Source organism: Maribacter sp. 6B07, from assembly GCF_002700155.1.
Lineage (GTDB): Bacteria > Bacteroidota > Bacteroidia > Flavobacteriales > Flavobacteriaceae > Maribacter > Maribacter dokdonensis.
The window spans coordinates 760,621-783,255 of the sequence record NZ_PDUT01000004.1 but is presented as its reverse complement, the minus strand read 5'-3'; the positions used below and the strand labels follow the sequence as shown (position 1 = coordinate 783,255).

Here is a 22,635-nt window from a genome sequence, read left to right as displayed (position 1 = left end):
ATTATTAACCTCGCTAGGCGAGTAAAAACAAGAGAATTTATGGAAATTATATATGAGTATGATGGTGTAACAGCAAGTGACAGGTTGGAAACATATATCAAGGACAAGCTGGACAAATTGCATGCAAAATTTGATGATGTAATTAGGGCAGATGTTTTTATAAAGCAAGAAAACACATCTTCTGATGAAACAGGTATGATCTGTAATATACGGTTAAGTGTACCTGGTCCTAGAATTTTTGCAGAAGCCAGTAATCAAAATTTTGAAGAGTCGGTAAACGAATCTATTAGTGAACTGGAAAGACAGTTGAGAAAACGTAAGGATAAAATGAAAACGTATTAAACTTGGATCATGAAAAAAGCATTGATATTATATTTTGGTAAAAAGTTCTACAAAAGTTGGCTAAGGAAAAAACGAGCTCAAGCAGGTAGAACTTAAAATTAAATATTACGTATAAAAAAATAGCCCTTGTTTTAACAAGGGCTATTTTTATTGATAATTATATAATGTTATCTATAGTCTTCAAGAACTTCCGTGGTTTCTAAATCATTCTGTAATTGTTCTCTTTGTGCTCTAATAATTTCCTTTAAACGGTGTGGCATCATGGTTTCTGCCAAGGCATTATCATAATCGTTAATGGCTGCTTTGTCTCCCCTAACTGCTTCCTCTAACATTGCTTCATCATTATCTTCAGCAAAGAATGCCTTAACATCCATCCAAGTTCTGTGTAGTGTACCGGCTGCGCTACCTTCAATTTGAACGCTACCTAAATCTAATTCAGGAACAGAACCTCTAAGTTCTTTCAAGAACTGCATGCGATCTATAATTTTTTTCTCAAAGTAACTTTTAATTCCTACATCCTTTGAATTTTCAGATGCTTTTTCAAAACCTTTAATGGCATCTTCATTTTTACTTACCAAGTCTTTAAGACTATCTTCAATTTTCTTTATATCGTTATTCATAATATTAAATTTAATAGGCGATCATGCCCGTTATTAATCATTTCTGTTATAGGCAATTTAAGGGTAAACGGGTGTTTACATTGACGTTATACGATAGTACTTTAGCTGTATGCAGTTAAGCTTTAAACTCCTAAGAATTAGCTTCTAAAAGAAGGTTTTAGCATAGATTTTATATGGATAGAGTTAAGTTGAAATCTAGGTAGTGCTTACATTGTTATCGAACTTAAAAAAGAAAAACTATGAGATTATCACCACTATTTGGAGTAGCAAAAATGTTAGTAAGAAGTAGAAAATTGAAAATGGCGGCGGTTGGTTTACAATTGGCCTATTTAGGGTACACTTATTATTCAGAGAAGAAAAAAAATAAACAGGTGTCAAAATAATTTAAAAAATAGAGTTAAATATCTGATATTCAATTAATAATGTGTATTTATTAAAGTTATTGATTTACAGAATATGATAAAACCTATGAATTTTTATTAATAATCAATTGAATGAGTTGCTAGACCTTTGGAGTATGAAATCCCAAAATCTAGTATTATGAACAATTCATTTAAAATTAGCCTTTTGTTCGCCTGTATGGCGACCATGGGTTATGGCCAAGATTTGGCCTACAACGATTCTTCAACCAGTTTTCTTGAAAGAAAGGTTACAGAAGTTTCTAACCGCACAGATAATTACAACAAGTTAAAATCACTTGGTTATTCAGATGAAGAAATCTTTGAAGACCTAGGTAATGCCAATTTCCTGACCAAAAAATACGAGAATGCCTTATACTGGTATGGCAGACTTATGGAAATTTCTGAAGATGGTACCTTAAAGAAAAGTTACCAAAAAAGATTTGATCACGCCGTTTCTCAGTTAGGTAAAGAGGTACAAAACGAGATTGCCGATGAAAACTGGACAGAGCTGGTTAAAGATGACTATAAGATGACCCGTAATGTTATTCACCCACGTCTTACCTCAAACAACAGAAGAAATTTTTTACCGTGGGATGACAACCAAGTGAGTAGCGAATTTGCAGCTACAACAAAAACACCGGCAAAAAAAGCATCAGGTGAGTACGCTCCGCCGGTGGCGTTGACCAATGGTGGTAATACGGCATACTATAGTAAAACCGTATATCGTAAACCCGTAACCGGCATGTTCTCCAAGAAAAAAGCAGTCCATAAAATTTATAAAGCTGACAAAGTAGGCGGCGAGTGGAAAAAAATAACCGAAGTAGCGGTTTGTCCAGGTGATTACTCGGCAAAGCACCCAGCCGTATCACCAGATGGCAGTAGATTGTTCTTTGCTTCTAATATGCCGGGAACGTATGGTGAGTATGACATTTATGTGGCAACCATTCAAAAAAACGGAATGTTGGGTCAGGCGAAGAATCTAGGTGAAAAGGTCAATACCGCTAAAAATGATATTCACCCTAACCCTATATCTAACGGTAGTCTAGTATTTGCCTCTGACGGTAGGGAAGGCTATGGAGGTTTAGATGTGTACATGGTAGAGGTTGGTCAACGTAGTGTAGGGCTGGCGGTTAACATGGGTAATACAATTAACAGCTCTTATGACGAATACTCCGTAAACTTATTGCAAGGTGATGGTTCCGGTTACGTGGTATCTAACAGAATTGCAAAAGGTAAGCATACACAGAACGTAGCATTTAACTTAAATGATAAACCTATAAACGAAAGAGACAGAGATGATCGTTTCTTGGAAGCTTTTAACTCAGAAAAACAGATGCAATATTCTAGCTCTGTATTTGAAGATGAATAACCACCCATTATTCATATCCCCCAATTCATAGACAATTTCAATTCTAATCATTAAAATCAAACGTTATGGAAAGTCCGTATAAAATCAGTAGTTTTCTTATTGCTTTATTTTTATTGGCTCTTGTCCAAACAGTAAAAGGTCAAGAAACCAATGCAAACTTAGGCTCCAGTAGTACCTACCACAATCAATTATTCTTCAACAGGTTTTTTATAAACCCAACATTCTCTTTGGTACGTGAGAACAAGTCATATTTAAACATTCTACATAGAAACCAATATGCAACCTTTGATGACAACAGTCAAAACTACTTTCTAGGTTTCAGTAATAAGTTAAATGACCATACAGCTGTAGGTATTGGCGTATATAGCCAATGGTCTGGTGTGGTTCAAGAATTTGGTTTCAATGCCAACTACGCATCATCTGTTCGTTTAGGAGACAAATCTGTATTAACGTTTGGTACCAATGTAACTTACTTTAATCAAGGTTTGGACAAGAACAGAGTTGTTGTAAGTACAGATGACCCAGAGATAGCAGATGCTAGAAAAGAAAGTAAAATTGCGGTACAACCAGGTATCAATCTATCACTTGGTAGTTTTGATTTTGGACTGTATGCAGAAGATTTAGTAAAATACAATCAAACAACGAACGAATTTTTGACCGATTTGTCAACCAAGAGTGTTAAGGCATCGGTTCAATATACCCATTCATTTGAGCATTCAAGAGGACTTTTTGAAAATGCGAGATTAATGCCAATGGCTCAAGTAGGGCAAAATTATGATGGTAGCCTGTACTACTTTGGTTCCATGTTATTGGACTTACCAAATTATGGTTGGTTGCAAACTACGGTAGACCAAGAATATGGTGTAGCAGCTGGTGTAGGTTTTAACTTAAGTGAAAAAATGTCTTTAGGTTATTTAATGGAGAAAGATCTATCAAGTGATGATGCCAACCTTGGCTGGAACCATGAGATTACATTGGCATATAAGTTTAAAGATGATGATTTGGCAATTTCGGTAGCAGATAATTCATCGGACAATCAAATAGATAATATCGTAAGAAATTATGAAGAGCAAATAGCCAATTTAATAGAAGAAAGAGATAGTGCAAGAAAGGCAAGTAGAAGAAAGCAAGAAAGTAGTTCTAATGCACCTGTTTCAGAAAGTAGTTTGGCTTATGAAAATAAAATAATCTTAGATGAACTGATTCTTCGTCAAGATTCAATTGAGAGTGAAAGAATAGCAGCGTTTGAAGAACGTTTTGAGCTAATTGTAAGAATGTTGCGTAACGATATTGATACTACCATTAAAAGCTCTTTACAAGACTTTAGTATAGAGGAAAACTCCTCATATGTGAATAATGATATAGTGGATGATGCTATAGATTTTGTAACAGAGCCTGCCGATGCATTCGCTACGGGTACTACATCAACATCTTCAAATACATCTACAGCGGCAACATCGACTTCTTCAAGAAGGGCGAATTTCAAGGAATTTCCATCAACAAGAGATAATTTTAAAGAAATGCCTGTTAAAATGTTAGTGGATTCAGATGCAATAGATATGAATTCAGGATATTATGTTATCGCAAACGTATACAGCCAAACAAAGTATATGAATGCTTTTATGAAAGATTTACGTGAAAAGGGTTTAGACCCAAAGCAGTTTTACAATAAGGAGAACGGTCTATATTATGTATACTTGGCAGACTATGATTATAAGAACGAGGCACAAATGGCTGCAAGTACGGATTTAAACGGTAAATACAATCAAGAGAAATGGATTATGCAAGTGAACGAAGCAACTGCAACAGCATCCAATACTTTTGAAGACGATTATATAAGTAGAGAATAATGAATTGAGTTTCCATAATTTCCTAAGGTTTTATGGTTGATTTGAATTGTCAATAAAAGGAGGGGTGTTATCCGGGGGGATGACTGGGTCCCCTCCTTTATTATTTGGTTTACATTGGTGGTAATTCTTGATTTTAACTTTACGTTAACTATCGATGAATTACCTTATTTTTTAAGAAAAATTGGTAGTTGAACGAAAATATATGGGTTTTCAACGGCTATGTTGCATTAATTTATATATTTCCAACACCAAAAAGATTCAAACCCAATTGTATAACCCCAAATCCCCCCACAACCATGAATGAGTATTACCTACACAATTCCCATTTTAAAACACATCTTTTTCTTCACAGGTTTTCTAATTTTTTAGAACTCAAAAATCTCACAGATTTACTGTTTGGCAAACGGCTCGGTTTTATGAACTGACACGTTAGCGGTCATCCGTTTTTCAATTAGATTTTTTAACTGAACAATAGCAAAGAACTTTCAATTTTTGATTGCTCTTTAGGGCAACTTTTGTCTATTGATTTGTAAAACTGAATTTATAGTTTTCACTATTTGTTCATTTACATGTCTTTTGTTTAGTGGTTTTAACCTTTGTAAAAGGTTCCTGAAATTATTAAAAACTAACCGTAGTCAATATTCTGTAAATAGAATATTGGCTTCAAAAACTATGGAGATTATGAAAAGCTCAAATATTAGAATAATAGTATTGGAAAAAGATACCTCACTGCATACCGTTTATAGAAATCATTTTGAGGAAATAGAAGGTTATGAAGTAGTGGGCAGTTACACGTCTGCCAAAGATGCCATCAAAGATTTCAAGTTTACAAGACCTCAAATTGTACTTTCTGAAATAGAATTGAACGATATGAACGGCGTAGATGCCATTAAATTGTTTAAAAAGAAAGACTGGGAAATCAAAATTGTAATGTTCAGTGAAAATAATGATTTTGAAGTGATTAAGAATGCGTTTAAAAAAGGAGCAAATGGTTACTTAACAAAACCATTGACCTTGGATAAATTGGAGCACGCCCTAAAGAGTATGGAAAAAGAAGGTGCGGCAATGAGTAATGATATAGTCAAGAAAATCATTAGCAATTTTCATAGAAAAACTTTTGCTTTTTTCTCAGAAAGAGAAAATCAGATCGTAGATTTTCTATGTCAAGGAGCTACTTATAAAATGATTGCCCAAAAGCTTTTTGTAACACCAAGTGCAGTAAATTTCCATATTCAGAATATCTATTTAAAGTTAGATGTTAACTCTAAATCAGAAGCACTTTCTAAATTGGAACAATTACAAAATCAGCTATAAAAGTGGTATAAATTAAAATCCTATTCTTTTGATTGTAAAGGTAATACGAAAACCTTTTCGAAAATTATTAGTAATTTAAAATTAATATAAAGAATTGTAAATCAATACTTTAAGGTTTTTTAAATAAAAATTTAAGTTTGATTAAATTCAGTTACGATAATTTTTCGTAGCCTAAATATCTATTGCTAAGGATAGTACTTATTTTTGGTTTAACTTATTACAGCAAACCAATTTATACTATTTATGTACCATTTAGGATTAGATATAGGAAGCTCATCTATTAAGATAGCCTTGGTAAATGCTTCAACGGGAAAGAGCGTTGGGGTAGTTACTGAACCAGAGACAGAAATGTCTATGGAGGCTGTAAAAAATGGTTGGGCAGAACAAAGTCCATTAGATTGGTGGCGTTATGTTTGTAGCGGCATTGACAAACTATGTACACAAGAAAAAATTGAAAAATCAGATATATCGGGTATCGGTATATCCTATCAAATGCACGGTCTAGTGCTTATTGATAAAGAAGGGAATCCACTTAGAAAATCTATTATATGGTGCGATAGTAGGGCAGTGGGTATAGGTCAACATGCATATGAAGAAATGGGGGCCAATACCTGTAATTCGCATCTACTGAACTCGCCATCTAACTTTACGGCTTCTAAATTAAAATGGGTAAAGGAAAATGAGCCCGATATCTATGCGCAAATCTATAAAATGATGCTTCCGGGCGATTTTATCGCCTATAAGTTATCTGGTGTGGTAAATACTACAGTTTCCGGCTTGTCAGAAGGTATATTCTGGGATTTTAAAAGTGATGCCATAGCAGAAATTCTACTTGATCATTACGGACTGGAAAAAGAGATGATTCCAGATATTGTGGATACCTTTTCTGTACAATCTAAAGTAAATGAAAAAGGTGCATCTGAAAGTGGGCTACAAATAGGTACGCCAATTCTTTATCGTGCAGGAGACCAACCCAATAACGCTTTGACGCTAAATGTATTTAATCCGGGTGAAGTAGCGGCAACGGGCGGTACATCTGGTGTTGTATATGCAGTGACAGATAATCTTTCTGTAAAAGAAAGCTCAAGAGTAAACAATTTTGCACATGTAAACTATTCTCCTGGAAAACCCGCTAGAATAGGAAAATTACTTTGTATCAACGGAGCAGGAATACAGTACCGGTGGTTACTTAATAATTTAAATGTCTCCTCTTACGAAGAAATGAATATACTGGCCAACGAAGTGCCGATCGGGTGCGATGGGGTATCCATGATTCCCTTTGGTAACGGGGCAGAAAGAATGCTGGAAAGTAAGGAAGTGGGTACTAGGATCATCAACCTAAACCTGAACAATCACGGTAAAGGGCACTTATGCCGTGCAGCATTGGAAGGTATTGCCTTTTCTTTTGTTTACGGTATGGAAATTATGGAATCTGACGGAATAAAAGTAAATGTAATGCGCGCCGGGAACGATAACCTATTTCGTTCAGAAATCTTTTCAACTACGGTAGCCACTTTAATTGGTTATGATATTGAAATTTATAATACCACTGGGGCGATCGGTGCTGCAAGGGCGGCCAATCTGCATAAAGGAGATTTTAAAGCTTTTGGTAAAACGGTTTTGGATAATGATTATGTAATGACCTTTAGTCCAAAAGAAGATAAAACGGCATATAAAAACGCGTATGCCACCTGGAAAAATGAATTGGAATTAATATTGAACAACTTATAAAATCAACATAATGGCAAACAAAGAATACTTTAAAGGTATAGACAAAATTAAGTTTGAAGGAAAAGAATCCGATAATCCGTTGGCATTTAAATATTACAACCCAGAACAAGTTATAGCGGGTAAGACCATGCGTGAGCACTTTAAGTTCTCCACGGCATATTGGCATACCTTCTGTGGTCAAGGATCAGACCCATTTGGACCTGGTACGCAGAGTTTTGAATGGGATAAATCATCTGATGCGGTACAAGCGGCTAAAGATAAGGCAGATGCTGCATTTGAATTCTTCGATAAAATAGGATTCGATTACTACTGTTTTCATGATTTCGATTTAATTCAAGAAGCACCCACCTTTGCTGAATCTGAAAAAAGATTGGCAACAATTACAGAGTACCTGAAAGAAAAACAGAAGGAATCCGGGAAAAAATTGCTTTGGGGTACGGCCAATTGTTTCTCAAACCCAAGATACATGAACGGTGCAGCTACCAATCCAGATTTTAACGTTGTGGCAAGAGCCGGTGGTCAAATTAAATTGGCTTTAGATGCTACCATAGCTTTAGGAGGGGAAAATTATGTATTCTGGGGTGGTAGAGAAGGTTATATGTCCTTATTGAACACAGATTTAGGTCGTGAGGTAGATCATATGGGACAATTCTTGACCATGGCGAGAGATTATGCACGTAGTCAAGGCTTTAAGGGTAATTTCTTCATTGAGCCAAAACCTATGGAGCCAATGAAGCATCAATATGATTTTGATTGTGCTACGGCAATTGGTTTCTTAAAAGAATATGGTTTGGATAAAGATTTTAAAATGAACATTGAGGTCAACCATGCAACGTTGGCACAGCATACTTTTCAGCATGAAATTGCGGTTGCCGCAAAAGCAGGTATGTTAGGTAGTATGGATGCTAACCGTGGAGATTACCAAAACGGTTGGGATACCGATCAGTTCCCTAACAACATTCAGGAAACTACTGAAGCTATGTTGGTATTCTTAGCTGCAGGCGGTTTACAAGGTGGAGGTGTCAATTTTGATGCTAAAATTAGAAGAAATAGTACCGATTTAGAGGATGTGTTCCATGCACATATTGGCGGAGCAGATACTTTTGCCAGAGCATTGATCACTGCGGATAAGATTATTTCTTCCTCTTCATATAACAAATTGCGTGAAAACAGATACAGCTCTTTTGACTCTGGTAAGGGTAAAGATTTCGAGAACGGTAAATTAGATTTGAAGGATCTTTACAATATTGCCAGTGAAAACGGAGAGTTAGAATTGCAGAGTGGTAAGCAAGAATTGTTTGAGAACATCATCAATCAATACATATAGTTTTCTTAGTTCAATTTCCTCTGAAAAATAGAGGATTGTTAGCCCGATTTTGAAAAGCTAATTTGAAAGGAAATGCCCCTAGTTTTATAACTTGGGGCATTTTGCTTTTTGCAAATAATTTAAATGTCAATTTAAATCTGTTCTTTTGTAGAATAAGTTATGAAAAAAGTTACCCTAAAGGATATTGCAGGACATTTTAAGGTGTCTATCTCAACCGTTTCAAAAGCGATAAATGATAGTCATGAGATCAGCATTGACCTAAAGGAAAAAATACAGGCCTACGCAAAGGAAAAGCACTATAAGCCTAATAGGTTGGCACTGAATTTATTGAATAAAAGCACCAAAACTATTGGTGTCGTAGTTCCCAATATTTTAAATTACTTCTTTGTTCAGGTGCTGTATGGTATTGAAAAGGTCGCTAATGAAAGCGGTTATAATATCATTAGTTGTATTAGTAATGAATCTAGTGCAAAAGAGACCAAAACTTTGGAGTTTTTTGATGCCGGTACAGTAGATGGCGTAATCATGTCATTGGCAGAAGAGAGTCAGAATGAAGACAAACATGATGCACTCACCGATATCATTAATAACGACATTCCCGTAGTTCTTTTTGACCGAGTGTCAGATAATGTGCAGTGTGACAAGGTTGTGGTAGATGATTTTGAAGCCGGTTACAAGATTACCAAATACTTGGTGCAAATAGGCTGTAAAAATATAGCGGTAGTAAATCCCATATCAAGTTCCAGTGTCGGAAAATTAAGGTTGCTGGGCTATAAAAAAGCACTGCAGGAATTTGAAATTCCTTTCGATCCCAAATTGGTAATTAACCTAACGGTGAAAGATGATTTGGATCTGTTGATGTCTTTTTTGTTGAATTATAAGACAATTGAAGGTATCATAGGTATTGATGAGCTTATTGCGGTACAAGTGTTAGAAGTTGTAAAGGCAAGAGGCTACAACGTGCCCAATGATATTTCAATAATAGGTTTTACGAACGGACAATTGTCAAAGTATGTTACACCATCATTGACCATGGTTAGCCAGCACGGTAAGTACATTGGTGAACAAACGGCTAAATTGTTGATCAACAGAATTAAAAATCCTGAGTTGCCTTACGAGACCAAGACGGTGAAAACCAGTTTGCTGGTAAGAGATTCCACTAAAAAATTACAATAGCCTTAAACTGTTTCTGGGTGAGGGTGTTTCCAGTCTCCGCGATATTCTCTTTGCAATAACGCAGTTGCTTCAGGATCATTTAAAACCGTCCTACTTATTGGGTCATAGGTTAATGGCCTTTTTAGATCCATAGACAAATTGGCCAAAATACAACTAGCGGAAGAGATATGCCCTTGTTCAATATCTGCAACAGGTTTTGTATTGTTTTCAATGGCATTTAAAAAATCGATCATATGTCTACGGGTGGCTGGTGCGGCATGTAATTCAATATCTTTTTCGGTTACATCTTCAGGGTATTTTTCTTTTTCATAAAGCACGTTGAACCTAATGGTGTCACCACCATCAACAGGTACAAATTCAGCCTTCATTACATCGCCCTTGAGTACACCTTTTGATCCGTAGATTTTGAATGCCCAAGGGTAGTCTGCATCATCTGGGTTTCCCCAAGATCTATGTTGCCAATTACAATTAAGATCATCATATTCAAATACGGCAGATTGGGTGTCGGATATATTTGATTTTCCGTCCTTGTCAACAAAAATGCCTCCGTGAGAACTTATTCTTTTGGGCCATCCTAGGTCTAGCATCCAACGAACGGTATCAAGCATATGAACACACATATCTCCGGTAATTCCGTTTCCATATTCCCTGAACGTACGCCACCATCTTTTGTGAGGTAAGCCATCATAAGGGCGTAATGGGGCAGGACCTGTCCACATTTCATAATCGAAGAATTCCGGTACTTTTTGTTCTGGTGGATTGCCATTGGCACGCATATGATAATAACAACACATATCTACATGTCCGACAGTACCTAAAAGTCCGTTGTTTATAATTTTATTTTTAGCATCTACAAGATGAGGTGTGCTTTTTCGTTGAGTGCCCACTTGTACTACTTTATTGTATTTTCTAGCTGCTGCAACCATGGCTTCGCCCTCTATTACATCAACACTAATAGGTTTTTGAACATAAACATGGGCACCATGTATAAGAGCTTCAATACAAGTTAAGGCATGCCAATGATCGGGTGTTCCAATAAGGACAATGTCTAATTTTTTTTCTTGCAACATGGTTCTGTAATCGGCATACAATTGTGGTTTTTTACCGTTTTTTTGCCGTTCGGCAACTAATTGTGAAGCGGTATTTAGTTGATGTTCATCTACATCGCACAGGGCTGTAATTTCAACGTTGGCTACTTGAATAAGGCGTAATAAATCACCAGTACCATACCATCCAGTGCCAATTAGTGCAACTTTCTTAGGTTTTTCATTGGCAAAAAAATCATAGCCATACGGGTTTATAGAAGTAAAAAGTAGTGATGCCGAAGAAGCTTTAATAAAATTACGTCGTTTTATTAAAGATGGTGTGGAAGACATGATTTTGCGAATTTTAACATTGAGAACTTCGTAAAAATAGCATCCATTTTAAAAAATTCATTGAAAATTACACTAAAAATTTATGAATTTGTTAGTGTTTGTTATAATTGGGTATATTTAGATCAATTAATAATACATCTAATGAAGTTACGAAATTACCTACTCGCGTTTTGCATTTTGGCGACATCTTTTGTAAAAGCTGAAATTTCTTTACATGGCATTTTTACAGATCATATGGTTTTACAAAGAGAGACCAGTGTGCTGTTGTACGGATGGGCAAATCCAAATGAGGAGTTCACAGTGTTTACAAGTTGGAACAATGAAACTGTAAAGGTTAAAACGGGCAACGATGCAAAATGGGAAATCAGTGTAAATACGCCAAAGGCAGGCGGCCCGTATGAGATTAGCTTTAAGGGTGAAAGCAATGAAATTACATTGAAAGATGTTTTGATCGGTGAGGTGTGGTTGTGTTCCGGGCAAAGTAATATGGAGTGGAGTGCAAACAGTAACATTGCAAATAAGGACATGGAAATTGCCAATGCCAATTATCCCAATATTAGATTGTTCTCAGTGAACAAAAGAACATCTACATATCCACAGGAAGAGATAAGCGGTACATGGGTTGCCTGTACTCCCGAAACCATGCAGGATTTTAGTGCGGTTGCCTATTTCTTTGCTAGAAATCTTCAAAAAGAAATGAATATTCCCATAGGTTTGATAGATAATGCATGGGGCGCCACCAGTGCGGAAGTGTGGACCCCAAAATCTGTTTTTGATGCACATTCAGATTTAGTGGAAGCGCATAAAAAAGTAGCATCCAACAAGTGGGTTACCGTTGAAAAATCTGTTTTATATAATGGTTTAATAGCCCCGTTGACCAAATTTAAGATAGGTGGTACTATTTGGTATCAGGGCGAATCTAATACGGCGAATGCAGAAAGCTACCAAAAGCTTTTTACAAATATGATTACTTCATGGCGAAATGCCTGGAACATTGATTTTCCTTTTTATTATGCCCAAATAGCACCTTTTAAATATGAGCAGGAATTTGCCGGGGGCGAGGTACGCGATCAACAAAGAAGAACATTGGGACTGAAAAAAACAGGTATGGCCATGACCAGTGATATCTGCACCATAGAAGATATTCACCCGTTAAACAAGCAAGATGTAGGGTTAAGACTAGCGAACATAGCACTTAAAGAGCATTATGGATTTTTGGAGGATAAAGAAATATACGGACCTCTTTACAAGGATTTTAAAGTTGACGGAAATAAAGTAGAAGTTCATTTTAGTCATGCCGATGGCTTGTATAATAAAGGAAAAAAAATTACGCTATTTGAAATTTCCAATGCCCAAGGAGAGTGGTTTCCAGCTAAGGCAAAGTTGAAGAATAAAACGGTATTAGTAAGTGCCAAAGAGGTTAGAAAACCTACAGCTGTTAGGTATGCCTGGAAGAGTACGGATATAGCCACTTTGTACAATAGTGAGGGTTTACCGGCTTCTACATTTAATACAGAGAAGTTAAATGATTAAAAGTGAAGTATTGTACTTCAAAAATATCCGTCCGTCCAATTACAAATGTTATTCAGCTAAAAACGGGGGTCGTTATTCTATTAAAAATTAAATTGTAATCAATAACTAATTTCAAATTATGCAGATAAAAGAATCCTCAGAACTCTTTGATGTGATCATAGTAGGTTCAGGAGCAGGTGGTGGTATGGCTACCAAGCAGTTGGCAGATGCAGGTTTAAATGTAGCTGTTGTAGAGGCGGGTCCGTTTTTTGACCCGGCAGATCCAAAAACCATGACGCAATTAAAACAACCATATGATTCACCTAGAAGAGGGGCAGGAACCACCCGTGCCTTTGGCGAATGGGATATGTCTTGGGGAGATTGGGAAGTTGAAGGAGAGCCATATACACATGCGGAAGGAACTGAATTTAAATGGTGGCGTGCAAGAATGCTAGGTGGTAGAACCAATCACTGGGGGCGTATTTCTTTACGTTTTGGACCAAAGGATTTTAAAGGAAAAACACGTGATGGCCATGGCGATGATTGGCCAATAGGCTATGAAGATGTAAAGCCATATTATGATAAATTAGATAAATTAATTGGAGTATTTGGCACCAATGAAGGTAGAGAAAATGATCCCGACGGATTCTTTCTTCCTCCCCCGAAACCAAGATTACATGAATTATTTTATATCAACGGGGCAAAGAAGTCTAACATACCGGTTATACCAGGTAGGCTTTCCATGTTGACCAAAAGAATTAATAATGACCGTGGTGTTTGTTTCTATTGTGGACAATGTGGTAGGTCATGTCAAATTTATGCTGATTTCTCTGCGGGTAGTTGCTTAATTTTTCCGGCACAGAAGAGCGGTGGTCAAGTGAAATTGTTCGTAAACTCCATGGTACGTGAGGTTACTACAAATGAAGAAGGTAGGGCCACCGGTGTTTCATATATCAATAAAGAAGATAGAAAAGAATACAAACTAAGAGGTAAAGTAGTGGTCTTGGCCGCTTCTGCATGTAGTTCTGCACGAATTTTGTTGAATTCAAAAAGTAAGCAGCACCCTAATGGTTTGGGTAACAGTAGTAACTTGGTAGGTAGATATTTACATGATTCTACCGGGGCTAGTGCAGCAGGTGTTATACCGGGCTTAATGAACAGAAAAACCTCATATAACGAAGATGGTGTAGGGGGTATGCATGTGTATTCACCTTGGTGGGGAGACAACTCTAAGCTTGATTTTCCAAGAGGATACCATATTGAAGTTTGGGGTGGTATGGGCCAACCTAACTATGGTTTTGGTTGGGATCCCAATGCTATGAACAAATACTTCGGGTTAAAATCTGGTGGTTATGGAGAAAGCCTACGTGATGATGTAAAGAAATATTACGGATCAGTTGTTGGGTTTGGTGGCCGTGGAGAAGGCTTGGCCAATATTGATAACTATTGTGAAATTGACCCAACTACGGTAGATGAATACGGTATTCCCGTTTTAAAATTCAACTACAAATGGTCTCAGTACGAAAAGAATCAGGCAAAGCATATGCAAGATACTTTTGAAGAGATTATTCATAACATGGGCGGTCATTACCTTGGTGAAAAACCTGGTAAAGATCAAGATTACGGTCTTCATAAGCCAGGTGAAATTATTCATGAAGTTGGTACCACAAGAATGGGCGATGATCCAAAGACATCGGTAACCAATAAGTTTCAACAATTACATGATGCAGATAATGTATTTATCGTAGATGCGGGAGTTTTTGTTTCTCAGGCGGATAAAAACTGTACTTGGACCATTATGGCGCTTTCATGGAGAGCTTCAGATTATATCATTGAGCAATTAAAGGCACAAAATATTTAGAATGATGGATAGAAGAAAGAGTTTACAAACTATAATACTTGGAGGTGCTGCAGCAGGTACCGGTCTGGTCTTCAATTCATGTAAGACAGAAAGTGGGGAAACTATAGATGAGACTATAGCCACCACTAGTGAAAAGTACTTTGGTAGAACCCCGGCAGAGCTAGAACGCATAGAAAAATTAAACGCGGAACAATTGTTCAATGATCATGAAATGGAAACCATTGCAGCCTTAAGCGTAGTAATTTTACCGCCAAAAGAACCACATGGTGGTCCAATAGAGGCAGAGGTACCTGATCTGGTTGAATTTATGGGTAAAGATATTCCAGAAATGGGTCCTATTTTATTGGGTGGCTTAATGTGGTTGGATCATAAGAGCAATACAGAATTTGGTACGGAATTTAAGTCGGCCACTTTAGAGCAGAAAAAACAGATCTGCGATGAAATTTGCTGGCATGACACGGAAAAGCCTTTAAGCGAGCAACCATTGGAAATTCAGTTTTTCTATACCATGCGAGGGTTGACCGTTACTGGTTATTACACCTCTAAAGTGGGTATTGCGGATTTAGGATATAAAGGGAATACACCTAATGTGTGGGATGGAGTACCGCAAGATGTTCTTGATCAACATGGCGTTGCCTATGATCCGGAATGGATTGCAAAATGCGTAGACCAAAGTAAACGAAACGTCATTGCCGAATGGGATGATGAAGGAAATTTACTTACATAGATAGTAGTAAGATGATAAAAAAAATAGTGATTGCCACTATCCTTATGGGTAGTGGTTTTTTAGCGCACTCTCAAGAAGTTGGTATACAGTTGTACAGTCTTAGAAATCAATTTAAGATGGATGTGTCCAATACCTTAGGGTTGATCAATGAATGGGGAATTGGTAAGATTGAAGGCGGTGATACTTATGATATGCCGTTAGAGGATTTTAAAGCATTACTTGACCAAAATAATTTAGATATGGTAAGTATTGGTGCCACATTTGAAGATTTGGAGAGCGATGTTGAAAAAGTCATTAAAAATGCTAAAGATTTTGGTGCTAAATATGTAATGTGCGCTTGGGTGCCTCACGAGGGGAACACTTGGGAATTAAAAGAGACCCAACATGCTACCGAAGTTTTTAATAAATCCGGTAAAGTACTGAAACAAAACGGATTGGTTTTAGCCTATCATCCGCATGGTTATGAATTTAGAAAATATAAGAGAGGTACTTTGTTTGATTATATGGCACAAAATGCAACGGATTTTACATTTGAGCTGGATGTTTTTTGGGCACAGCACGGAGGTGCGGACCCGTTGGAATTGATGAAGAAATACCCTAAGAAATTTACACTCTTACATCTTAAAGATATGGAGAAAGGTATCAAGGGTAATAATACCGGGCATGAAGAAGATGATACTAATGTTGTTTTGGGCACAGGGCAAATAGACATTGCAGGTGTAGTTGCCGAAGCTAAAAAATTAGGTATTGAATATATGTTTATAGAAGATGAATCTTCTAATGTTGTTACTCAAGTACCAAAAAGTTTAGAATATTTAAAAAGTTTAAAGTAAACCAACTACCAACTTGAATGCAAAACCTTCTATTTTCAAATAAATAGGAGGTTTTTTTATATGCTTTAACTTGATTCTAATATTTAAAGTTTAGTCCAATTTTTTAAACTGTAATAACCTAAAATCGGCTACTCCTTTATTTGGCATTTCCAGAGCTTTAAGAGTCAAAGTTCCTTTGCCTTTAGGTAATGTAATTATACCTAGATTCAAGGGTTTAAATTCCTTTACATAGGACTCCATTCTTAATACACGATCATGTTCCTTACCAACAAGAGGAGAATCAAAAGCTTCTATTATTTTAGCCGTGATCTTACTATCACCAAAACTTAGTTCTACAATTGAACCCAAATCTTTTGGTGGACATGTATAGTACATTTCAACCTGGAAATTACCTTCTTCCAATACATCAACGTTCCAAGTAATAGAGTCGTTTATAGAATTCCAATTGGTGAAAAAAGAATCATTTGGCCAGCGGTTGCTGCGCTCTATGGTACCTTGGGCTTCACCATCTCTAGCTGGTAGTTGAGTATATATGGCTTTTGGATAACCTAAGGTAAAAGCGCGATCATCATTCTGTTTGGTGGTAGTTATGGTTTCGTTTTCCCACTTACGTTTAGCTTCTAGAAATTTGTTGGCCAGATTTGGGTTCTCATTGGATATATCATTTTTTTGCGCTCTGTCAACAGTAATATCATAAAGTCTATTTTCATTATCTAGTCTATATTTTTGACTTCTAACACTTGTTTTTCCGTTCCAATGGTTAAAAAGAAATCGATCCCTACTTTCAAATTTATTTCCCAATAGTAAAGCGCTTAAATCTTCACCATCTACAGGAAATTCTGTTGAATAAGGTATAGAAAGTAAACCACATAATGTAGGTAAGATATCAATACCACCGGCAATTTCATCGAGTTCCAGTCCTTTTGGAATATGTTTGGTCCATTGAATATAAAAAGGGGTGCGAACACCACCTTCGTCAACACTTCCTTTTTTACCTTTCATGTTTCCGTTCCAACGGTAGGCGTTAGGACCGTTATCCGATAGGTAAATAATGATGGTGTTGTCTTCAAGATTCAGTTTTTTGATTTTATCGGTAATCCTTCCAACATTATAATCAATATTTTCTACCATGGCCAAAGCGGCCTTGGTAAACTGCAGGTCTTCATCATCGTTTGTATCGGATAAGAAATTTAAAGACTTGTTTTTCATTTTGTTCCAAAATTCATCGGGCACTTGCATAGGGCTATGCGGTGTATTGTATGGTAGGTACAGAAAAAAGGGTTTTGCTTTGTTGTTTTCAATAAACTCCAATCCTTTATCGGTTAAATCATCCACCAGAAAACCGTTACCCTTTACCAACGCACCGTTTTGTTCCAACATAGGACTAAAATAATTGCCCCAATGACCAGATGCAAAACCGTAATATTCATCAAACCCTTTGCTATTTGGATGGTATGGCGGTTGCATGCCGTTATGCCATTTTCCAAAAGCAGCAGTATGGTAATCTGCTTTTTTCAGTATTTCGGCAATCGTAGTTTCGTTCATATTAATACGCTCACCACCAGAAGAAGTTTCGTAAACACCCGTACGGGTAAAATACCTGCCCGTTAATATTTCTGCTCTGGTAGGAGAACAAACGGGCTGCACATAAAAGTTATTGAATGTTGCTCCATTGGTCTTTAAAGCATCAATATTTGGTGTGCTTAGGTTGTTATTTCCGCTACTGCTTAAATCTCCCCAACCTTGATCATCGGCTAAGAAAAGAATAATGTTCGGTTTTTTAACCGTTGGCTCGTTACGTGATAACTTACCACAAGAAACGTTCAAAATAATGATAAAAATTACAAGTAGATTCTTTGCCATAGATTGATTTTAATTGATGGTCGGTCATTATACATTGAAACTATTTTAAAGATAAAGCACCTTTGTCAAAAATCTGTATCTTCAAACACAAATAAAATAAACATGTTTAAGAATAGAGTTTTAGGTCTGTCTTTATTGGCATTACTTATGTTTATGGTAAGTTGTAAAGAAGAGAATAAGAAAGAAAATACAGCTGCCATTAAGGAAGAAATAGATGATATCGTATTGGATACTATCGTAGAACCTAAGATACAAAAACCAGTATTCAAAAGTCTGGAGGGTGTAGCAGATACTACATTTGTGCGTTTAGCAGACTATAGCGATGGCTTTGCCTATGACCTACGTTACGCTACCAAAAATAATTTTTTAAAAGAAAAGGTGTATGATTGTGGCGAATGTTACACTAGGGCTAAAACGGTGAAGGCTTTGCTAAAGGCAAATGAGGAGTTTAAAAAACATGGTGTAAAAATAAAATTCTACGATTGCTATAGACCTAATTCCGTACAATATAAAATGTGGAAAATAGTCCCTAATCCGCAATATGTAGCCAATCCGGTAAAAGGTTCTATTCATAATAAAGGTGGGGCCGTAGATATAACATTGGTAACCCTGGAAGGGGAAGAGGTTAAAATGCCAACGGATTTTGATTTTTTTGGAAAACGCGCCTACCATGATAATTTTGACTTGCCGCAAGAGATTTTGGATAATAGAAAGTTGCTAAAGGAAACCATGGAGAAATATGGTTTTTGGTCTACCCGAACGGAGTGGTGGCATTATAATTTACAAGGAGCTTCAAATGACCCAATAGCAAATTTTAAATGGGATTGTAATGAAATATAATAGCATTGTAATTAAAGTCGCTTCACTACTAATCTCACTGCATTTAGTTGGTTGTACAACTATGGAACGGACTATTGATCTTTGGCCAAAAGATAACATTCCAAATCAAAAAGAAACTAATATAGAAGAAGTACACGAACAGCGTGATATCTTAAGAATAAGTAAGGTTCAAAAGCCAACATTAGAAGTATTCTTGCCAGAGAAGGCTAAAGCTAATGGTAAAGCGGTGTTGATTTTTCCCGGTGGCGGATATGGTATTTTAGCTTATGATTGGGAAGGAACCGATGTAGCCCAGTTTTTAGCCGATAGAGGTTTAGCCGGTATTGTAGTAAAATATAGATTGCCCTCGGACGAAACGCAAACAGATAAACATAATGTGCCGTTAATAGATGCCCAAAGAGCTATTAAAATGGTCAGAAGTAGGGCAGGAGAATGGGGTATAAATAAAAATGAAATAGGCATTATAGGTTTTTCCGCAGGTGGCCATTTGGCATCAACTCTAGGTACCAAATACAATAACAGTGTTTATGAACCAATTGATGAAATAGATAAAGAAAGTGCAAGACCAGATTTCATGGTACTTATGTATCCGGTAATAACTATGGGTCAAGAAACTCATTTAGGATCCAGGAATAATCTGTTAGGAAAAGAGCCTTCTGAAAAAATGATACAGGAATATTCCAGTCAATTTCATATCAATTCAGAAACACCACCAACATATTTGGTACATGCAATGGACGATGAAGTGGTACCTGTAGCCAACAGTGAATATTTTCATACGATGTTTAATGTAAAGGCTACTGCAAAGAGCGAATTGTATCTTTTTGAAAAAGGCGGACATGGTTTTGGACTGGCCCAAGATAATCCTATTTTAAGAAAATGGCCAATTAATCTAATAGATTGGATTAATAGTTTATAAACCGAATTACTTTTATATTTTTGCAAACTGAATTTCAATGATAGCAATTGTCATTGAGGTTACGGGATGTAGCCCTTCGACTACGCTCAGGATAAACTGCACTACAGTTCATCTCAAGTAGCTGAAAAACTATATGAATTCAGGAAGATATTCTTCCTTTAAATTTTCGGGATGTAGCGCAGTCCGGTAGCGCACTCGGCTGGGGGTCGAGTGGTCGCAGGTTCAAATCCTGTCATCCCGACTGAATAAGAAAATGAACTGTTTTGCAGTTCATTTTTTGTTTCCAAAAGCGTCATAAGCAAAGCTTATGAAAGCGGTTGGGAACAAAAAATGAAAAAGCGATAGCTTTTCTTTTGTTATTTGCAACGAGGGTTCATAAGGATTATCTAAATCCTTTATATCTATTTATGAAAGTGGTTGGGAACAAAAAATGAAAAAGCGATAGCTTTTCTTTTGTTATTTGCAATGAGGGTTCATAAGGATTATCTAAATCCTTTATATCTATTTATGAAAGCGGTTGGGAACAAAAAATGAAAAAGCGATAGCTTTACTTTTGTTATTTGCAACAAGGTTTCATGCGGGTTATACAAATCCGTTGTGTTACATGGATTTTGATAATTGTGTATCTGGCGTGAATAGCATTTTATTTCCTAATTGCTTATATTCCATTTTATGTAAACGAATTATGTTTATGTAAAATCTATATCCATTTATTTCTAGAAAAGTAGCCATTAATGAAAAAATCTATCTTCTTTTTTATTGTTTTAAACATTACTTTTTTAATTGGATGCTCTTCTTCAGAAAGTCAAGTCAAAGAAAGCTCAGCTGAAACTACAGATACCGTTGAAACACCCGAAGAAAATATAGTACAAGAAGAATCCATCAACGGAATTATGCGAGATATATCGCCAAAAGAATTTGTGTTGGACATGGGTTCTGGTTGGAATTTAGGCAATACTTTAGATACTGAGGATGTAGACGTAACAGCGTGGGGAAATCCTTTGACCACACAGGCTATGATAGATGAGATCGCTGCAAAAGGATTTAAAACATTAAGATTACCGGTTACTTGGAGATTTCATACCGGTGCAGCACCAGATTATTTGATAGAGCCAGATTGGTTAAATAGCGTAGAAGAAATTGCAAATTTTGCTCTAGGTAATAATATGTACGTCATCATAAATATTCATCATGATGATGAGTGGATTGTGCCTACCTATGAGAATGCCCCTTCTGTAAAAGATAGGTTGATAAAAATATGGACACAGATAGCTAATAAATTCAAACCTTATGGAGATTATGTAATTCTTGAAACATTGAATGAGCCCCGTCATGAAGGATCTCCCGAAGAATGGGAAGGTGGTACCGCAGAAGGGCGAGATGTTGTCAACCAATATCATCAGGTAAGTGTAGATGCAATTAGAGCAACTGGAGGTAATAACGCTGTTCGAAAAATTATGGTTTCAACCTATGCAGCTGGAACCGGTGCAAATGTTCTAGAAGATTATGTAATACCCTATGATGATGAAAATATTATTGTATCTATTCATAGTTATTCTCCTTATTTATTCAGTCTTGCAGGAACTGATCCAACATGGGGTACAGATGAAGATAAGGCGCAGTTAACCGAAGAATTTAATATAATTCAAGCTAAGTTTGAAAGAGAAGGTAGGGCAGTGGTTATGGGTGAATGGGGATCTACTTTTTCTAATAATGAGAGTGACCGTTTGGCTCATGCCGAATATTATGCAAACCTATGCGCAGAACGCGGTATTTGTCCCATTTGGTGGGATAATGGTAATGCCAGTGAATTTGGTATCTTCAATAGAAATACATTAGAATGGGTCTATCCGGAAATTGCAGATGTTATTGTTGATGCTACGAAGTGATACAAATAAAAAGTAATAGGGAAAATGCCCACAACAACATGCCAGTTTTTCTATAAGTGTGAAAATTATTAAGTATTGCTAAAGCCTAAGGAAGGGTATTGTTGTGCTTATTGTCCTTATGGAAAGGTTAAATGCCCGTCAATTCAGAAAAAGGAAAATGTCTGCGGATGATTCTTATGTTTGCACAACAGTTGCATTAATCAATTTGTAGTTTTGTAAAAATTATGAAAACACTTTTTTCTATATCTATGTCCTTTTTATTCCTTTTTCAAGGAATTAGCTTAGATATGGACTTTTGTGGACCTATCAAAGAAATTTCAAGCATTATAAATCATTTTCAAGAGCATAAGATTTATGGTGACTCATTTATTGAGTATGTAGTGGAAGATTATTTGGATAATGATGTGAAAAACGAAACGCATCATAATGATAAAGATAATGATGATATACCAGTGCACTCACATCATCAATGTTGTCATCCGTTAGTTCTATTTGTTGCAAATGAAAATATAGTTACAACAAATAGGTTAAAGTTTGAAGAAGTAAAACAATTTAGCTTATATAAAGTAAATTTCAATTCAAGATTTCTGGAATCGCTTTTCCAACCTCCCAGAATTTAATAAAAATCTGCAAATGCAGATAATAATATTTACAGCTGTATAATAAACTAGTATATAGCCACTTC

The 22,635-nt window shown here is 36.3% G+C and carries 19 protein-coding genes and 1 tRNA gene; 17 read left to right on the top strand and 3 right to left on the bottom strand.

Annotated features, from left to right (window positions below; translation table 11 throughout):
* The first annotated feature begins 39 nt into the window (after positions 1-39).
* Positions 40-342: a ribosome-associated translation inhibitor RaiA gene (raiA, locus tag CSC80_RS17715; protein WP_058105497.1), complete on the top strand. Its 303-nt coding sequence runs from the start codon at positions 40-42 to the stop codon at positions 340-342.
* A gap of 167 nt (positions 343-509) precedes the next feature.
* Here raiA and CSC80_RS17710 read toward each other — a convergent pair whose 3' ends face one another.
* On the bottom strand, positions 510-962 hold the full coding sequence (locus CSC80_RS17710) for a PA2169 family four-helix-bundle protein (RefSeq protein WP_058105498.1): 453 nt from the start codon (positions 960-962) through the stop codon (positions 510-512).
* Between the two features lie 239 nt (positions 963-1,201).
* Here CSC80_RS17710 and CSC80_RS19535 point away from each other — a divergent pair, with 239 nt between their 5' ends.
* From CSC80_RS19535 to CSC80_RS17680, 7 genes are all read left to right on the top strand, one after another.
* Positions 1,202-1,345 (top strand): hypothetical protein, encoded by a 144-nt coding sequence (locus tag CSC80_RS19535; RefSeq protein ID WP_175518911.1) that lies wholly within the window; start codon positions 1,202-1,204, stop codon positions 1,343-1,345.
* Between the two features lie 157 nt (positions 1,346-1,502).
* Positions 1,503-2,732 carry a PD40 domain-containing protein gene (locus tag CSC80_RS17705; RefSeq protein WP_099193262.1) on the top strand — a complete coding sequence of 410 codons (1,230 nt, stop codon included), beginning with the start codon at positions 1,503-1,505 and terminating at the stop codon, positions 2,730-2,732.
* A 65-nt stretch (positions 2,733-2,797) separates the two neighbouring features.
* Entirely contained in the window at positions 2,798-4,582 is a 1,785-nt protein-coding gene (locus tag CSC80_RS17700) for a PorP/SprF family type IX secretion system membrane protein (RefSeq protein WP_099193261.1), read from the top strand.
* 681 nt (positions 4,583-5,263) lie between these two features.
* Positions 5,264-5,896 carry a response regulator transcription factor gene (locus tag CSC80_RS17695; RefSeq protein ID WP_058105522.1) on the top strand — a complete coding sequence of 211 codons (633 nt, stop codon included), beginning with the start codon at positions 5,264-5,266 and terminating at the stop codon, positions 5,894-5,896.
* Positions 5,897-6,139: 243 nt separating this feature from the next.
* Positions 6,140-7,627, top strand: coding sequence for an FGGY family carbohydrate kinase (locus CSC80_RS17690; protein WP_099193260.1), 1,488 nt, complete (start codon positions 6,140-6,142; stop codon positions 7,625-7,627).
* Position 7,628: 1 nt separating this feature from the next.
* Positions 7,629-8,954, top strand: coding sequence for a xylose isomerase (xylA, locus tag CSC80_RS17685; RefSeq protein ID WP_099193259.1), 1,326 nt, complete (start codon positions 7,629-7,631; stop codon positions 8,952-8,954).
* A 159-nt stretch (positions 8,955-9,113) separates the two neighbouring features.
* Entirely contained in the window at positions 9,114-10,130 is a 1,017-nt protein-coding gene (locus CSC80_RS17680; protein ID WP_071339803.1) for a LacI family DNA-binding transcriptional regulator, read from the top strand.
* Between the two features lie 2 nt (positions 10,131-10,132).
* Here the strand turns inward: CSC80_RS17680 and CSC80_RS17675 are convergent, their stop codons facing one another.
* Positions 10,133-11,506, bottom strand: coding sequence for a Gfo/Idh/MocA family oxidoreductase (locus tag CSC80_RS17675; protein ID WP_099193258.1), 1,374 nt, complete (start codon positions 11,504-11,506; stop codon positions 10,133-10,135).
* A gap of 141 nt (positions 11,507-11,647) precedes the next feature.
* Between CSC80_RS17675 and CSC80_RS17670 the strand changes: the two genes are divergently transcribed.
* The 4 genes from CSC80_RS17670 to CSC80_RS17655 all read left to right on the top strand — a co-directional run bounded on the left by CSC80_RS17670 (position 11,648) and on the right by CSC80_RS17655 (position 16,439).
* Entirely contained in the window at positions 11,648-13,039 is a 1,392-nt protein-coding gene (locus CSC80_RS17670; RefSeq protein ID WP_099193257.1) for a sialate O-acetylesterase, read from the top strand.
* A gap of 118 nt (positions 13,040-13,157) precedes the next feature.
* Positions 13,158-14,879 carry a GMC family oxidoreductase gene (locus CSC80_RS17665; protein ID WP_058105506.1) on the top strand — a complete coding sequence of 574 codons (1,722 nt, stop codon included), beginning with the start codon at positions 13,158-13,160 and terminating at the stop codon, positions 14,877-14,879.
* Positions 14,880-14,883: 4 nt separating this feature from the next.
* Entirely contained in the window at positions 14,884-15,606 is a 723-nt protein-coding gene (locus tag CSC80_RS17660) for a gluconate 2-dehydrogenase subunit 3 family protein (protein WP_058105523.1), read from the top strand.
* Between the two features lie 11 nt (positions 15,607-15,617).
* The gene (locus tag CSC80_RS17655; RefSeq protein WP_099193256.1) at positions 15,618-16,439 is read left to right on the top strand and encodes a sugar phosphate isomerase/epimerase; all 822 of its coding nucleotides are present in this window, start codon (positions 15,618-15,620) and stop codon (positions 16,437-16,439) included.
* A gap of 90 nt (positions 16,440-16,529) precedes the next feature.
* On the opposite strand, the gene CSC80_RS17650 is transcribed toward CSC80_RS17655, so the two are convergent.
* Entirely contained in the window at positions 16,530-18,302 is a 1,773-nt protein-coding gene (locus CSC80_RS17650; RefSeq protein WP_099193255.1) for an arylsulfatase, read from the bottom strand.
* 102 nt (positions 18,303-18,404) lie between these two features.
* Here CSC80_RS17650 and CSC80_RS17645 point away from each other — a divergent pair, with 102 nt between their 5' ends.
* The 5 genes from CSC80_RS17645 to CSC80_RS17625 all read left to right on the top strand — a co-directional run bounded on the left by CSC80_RS17645 (position 18,405) and on the right by CSC80_RS17625 (position 22,570).
* Positions 18,405-19,142, top strand: coding sequence for a M15 family metallopeptidase (locus CSC80_RS17645; protein WP_236973431.1), 738 nt, complete (start codon positions 18,405-18,407; stop codon positions 19,140-19,142).
* Positions 19,132-20,061, top strand: a complete 930-nt coding sequence (locus tag CSC80_RS17640) for an alpha/beta hydrolase (RefSeq protein WP_099193254.1) — start codon at positions 19,132-19,134, stop codon at positions 20,059-20,061. Before CSC80_RS17645 ends, CSC80_RS17640 begins: the two co-directional genes overlap by 11 nt.
* 167 nt (positions 20,062-20,228) lie before the next feature.
* Positions 20,229-20,302: transfer RNA gene (locus CSC80_RS17635), tRNA-Pro, on the top strand.
* Between the two features lie 493 nt (positions 20,303-20,795).
* Positions 20,796-21,950, top strand: a complete 1,155-nt coding sequence (locus CSC80_RS17630; protein ID WP_099193253.1) for a glycoside hydrolase family 5 protein — start codon at positions 20,796-20,798, stop codon at positions 21,948-21,950.
* A gap of 224 nt (positions 21,951-22,174) precedes the next feature.
* Positions 22,175-22,570, top strand: coding sequence for a hypothetical protein (locus CSC80_RS17625; RefSeq protein WP_236973430.1), 396 nt, complete (start codon positions 22,175-22,177; stop codon positions 22,568-22,570).
* Positions 22,571-22,635: the final 65 nt, after the last annotated feature.

Excerpts from the sequence above, each read along its gene's own strand:
- raiA (WP_058105497.1), top strand. The coding sequence starts at position 40 with ATGGAAATTATATATGAGTATGATGGTGTAACAGCAAGTGACAGGTTG.
- CSC80_RS17710 (WP_058105498.1), bottom strand. The coding sequence starts at position 962 with ATGAATAACGATATAAAGAAAATTGAAGATAGTCTTAAAGACTTGGTA.
- CSC80_RS19535 (WP_175518911.1), top strand. The coding sequence starts at position 1,202 with ATGAGATTATCACCACTATTTGGAGTAGCAAAAATGTTAGTAAGAAGT.
- CSC80_RS17705 (WP_099193262.1), top strand. The coding sequence starts at position 1,503 with ATGAACAATTCATTTAAAATTAGCCTTTTGTTCGCCTGTATGGCGACC.
- CSC80_RS17700 (WP_099193261.1), top strand. The coding sequence starts at position 2,798 with ATGGAAAGTCCGTATAAAATCAGTAGTTTTCTTATTGCTTTATTTTTA.
- CSC80_RS17695 (WP_058105522.1), top strand. The coding sequence starts at position 5,264 with ATGAAAAGCTCAAATATTAGAATAATAGTATTGGAAAAAGATACCTCA.
- CSC80_RS17690 (WP_099193260.1), top strand. The coding sequence starts at position 6,140 with ATGTACCATTTAGGATTAGATATAGGAAGCTCATCTATTAAGATAGCC.
- CSC80_RS17680 (WP_071339803.1), top strand. The coding sequence starts at position 9,114 with ATGAAAAAAGTTACCCTAAAGGATATTGCAGGACATTTTAAGGTGTCT.
- CSC80_RS17675 (WP_099193258.1), bottom strand. The coding sequence starts at position 11,506 with ATGTCTTCCACACCATCTTTAATAAAACGACGTAATTTTATTAAAGCT.
- CSC80_RS17670 (WP_099193257.1), top strand. The coding sequence starts at position 11,648 with ATGAAGTTACGAAATTACCTACTCGCGTTTTGCATTTTGGCGACATCT.
- CSC80_RS17665 (WP_058105506.1), top strand. The coding sequence starts at position 13,158 with ATGCAGATAAAAGAATCCTCAGAACTCTTTGATGTGATCATAGTAGGT.
- CSC80_RS17660 (WP_058105523.1), top strand. The coding sequence starts at position 14,884 with ATGGATAGAAGAAAGAGTTTACAAACTATAATACTTGGAGGTGCTGCA.
- CSC80_RS17655 (WP_099193256.1), top strand. The coding sequence starts at position 15,618 with ATGATAAAAAAAATAGTGATTGCCACTATCCTTATGGGTAGTGGTTTT.
- CSC80_RS17650 (WP_099193255.1), bottom strand. The coding sequence starts at position 18,302 with ATGGCAAAGAATCTACTTGTAATTTTTATCATTATTTTGAACGTTTCT.
- CSC80_RS17645 (WP_236973431.1), top strand. The coding sequence starts at position 18,405 with ATGTTTAAGAATAGAGTTTTAGGTCTGTCTTTATTGGCATTACTTATG.
- CSC80_RS17640 (WP_099193254.1), top strand. The coding sequence starts at position 19,132 with ATGAAATATAATAGCATTGTAATTAAAGTCGCTTCACTACTAATCTCA.
- CSC80_RS17630 (WP_099193253.1), top strand. The coding sequence starts at position 20,796 with ATGAAAAAATCTATCTTCTTTTTTATTGTTTTAAACATTACTTTTTTA.
- CSC80_RS17625 (WP_236973430.1), top strand. The coding sequence starts at position 22,175 with ATGAAAACACTTTTTTCTATATCTATGTCCTTTTTATTCCTTTTTCAA.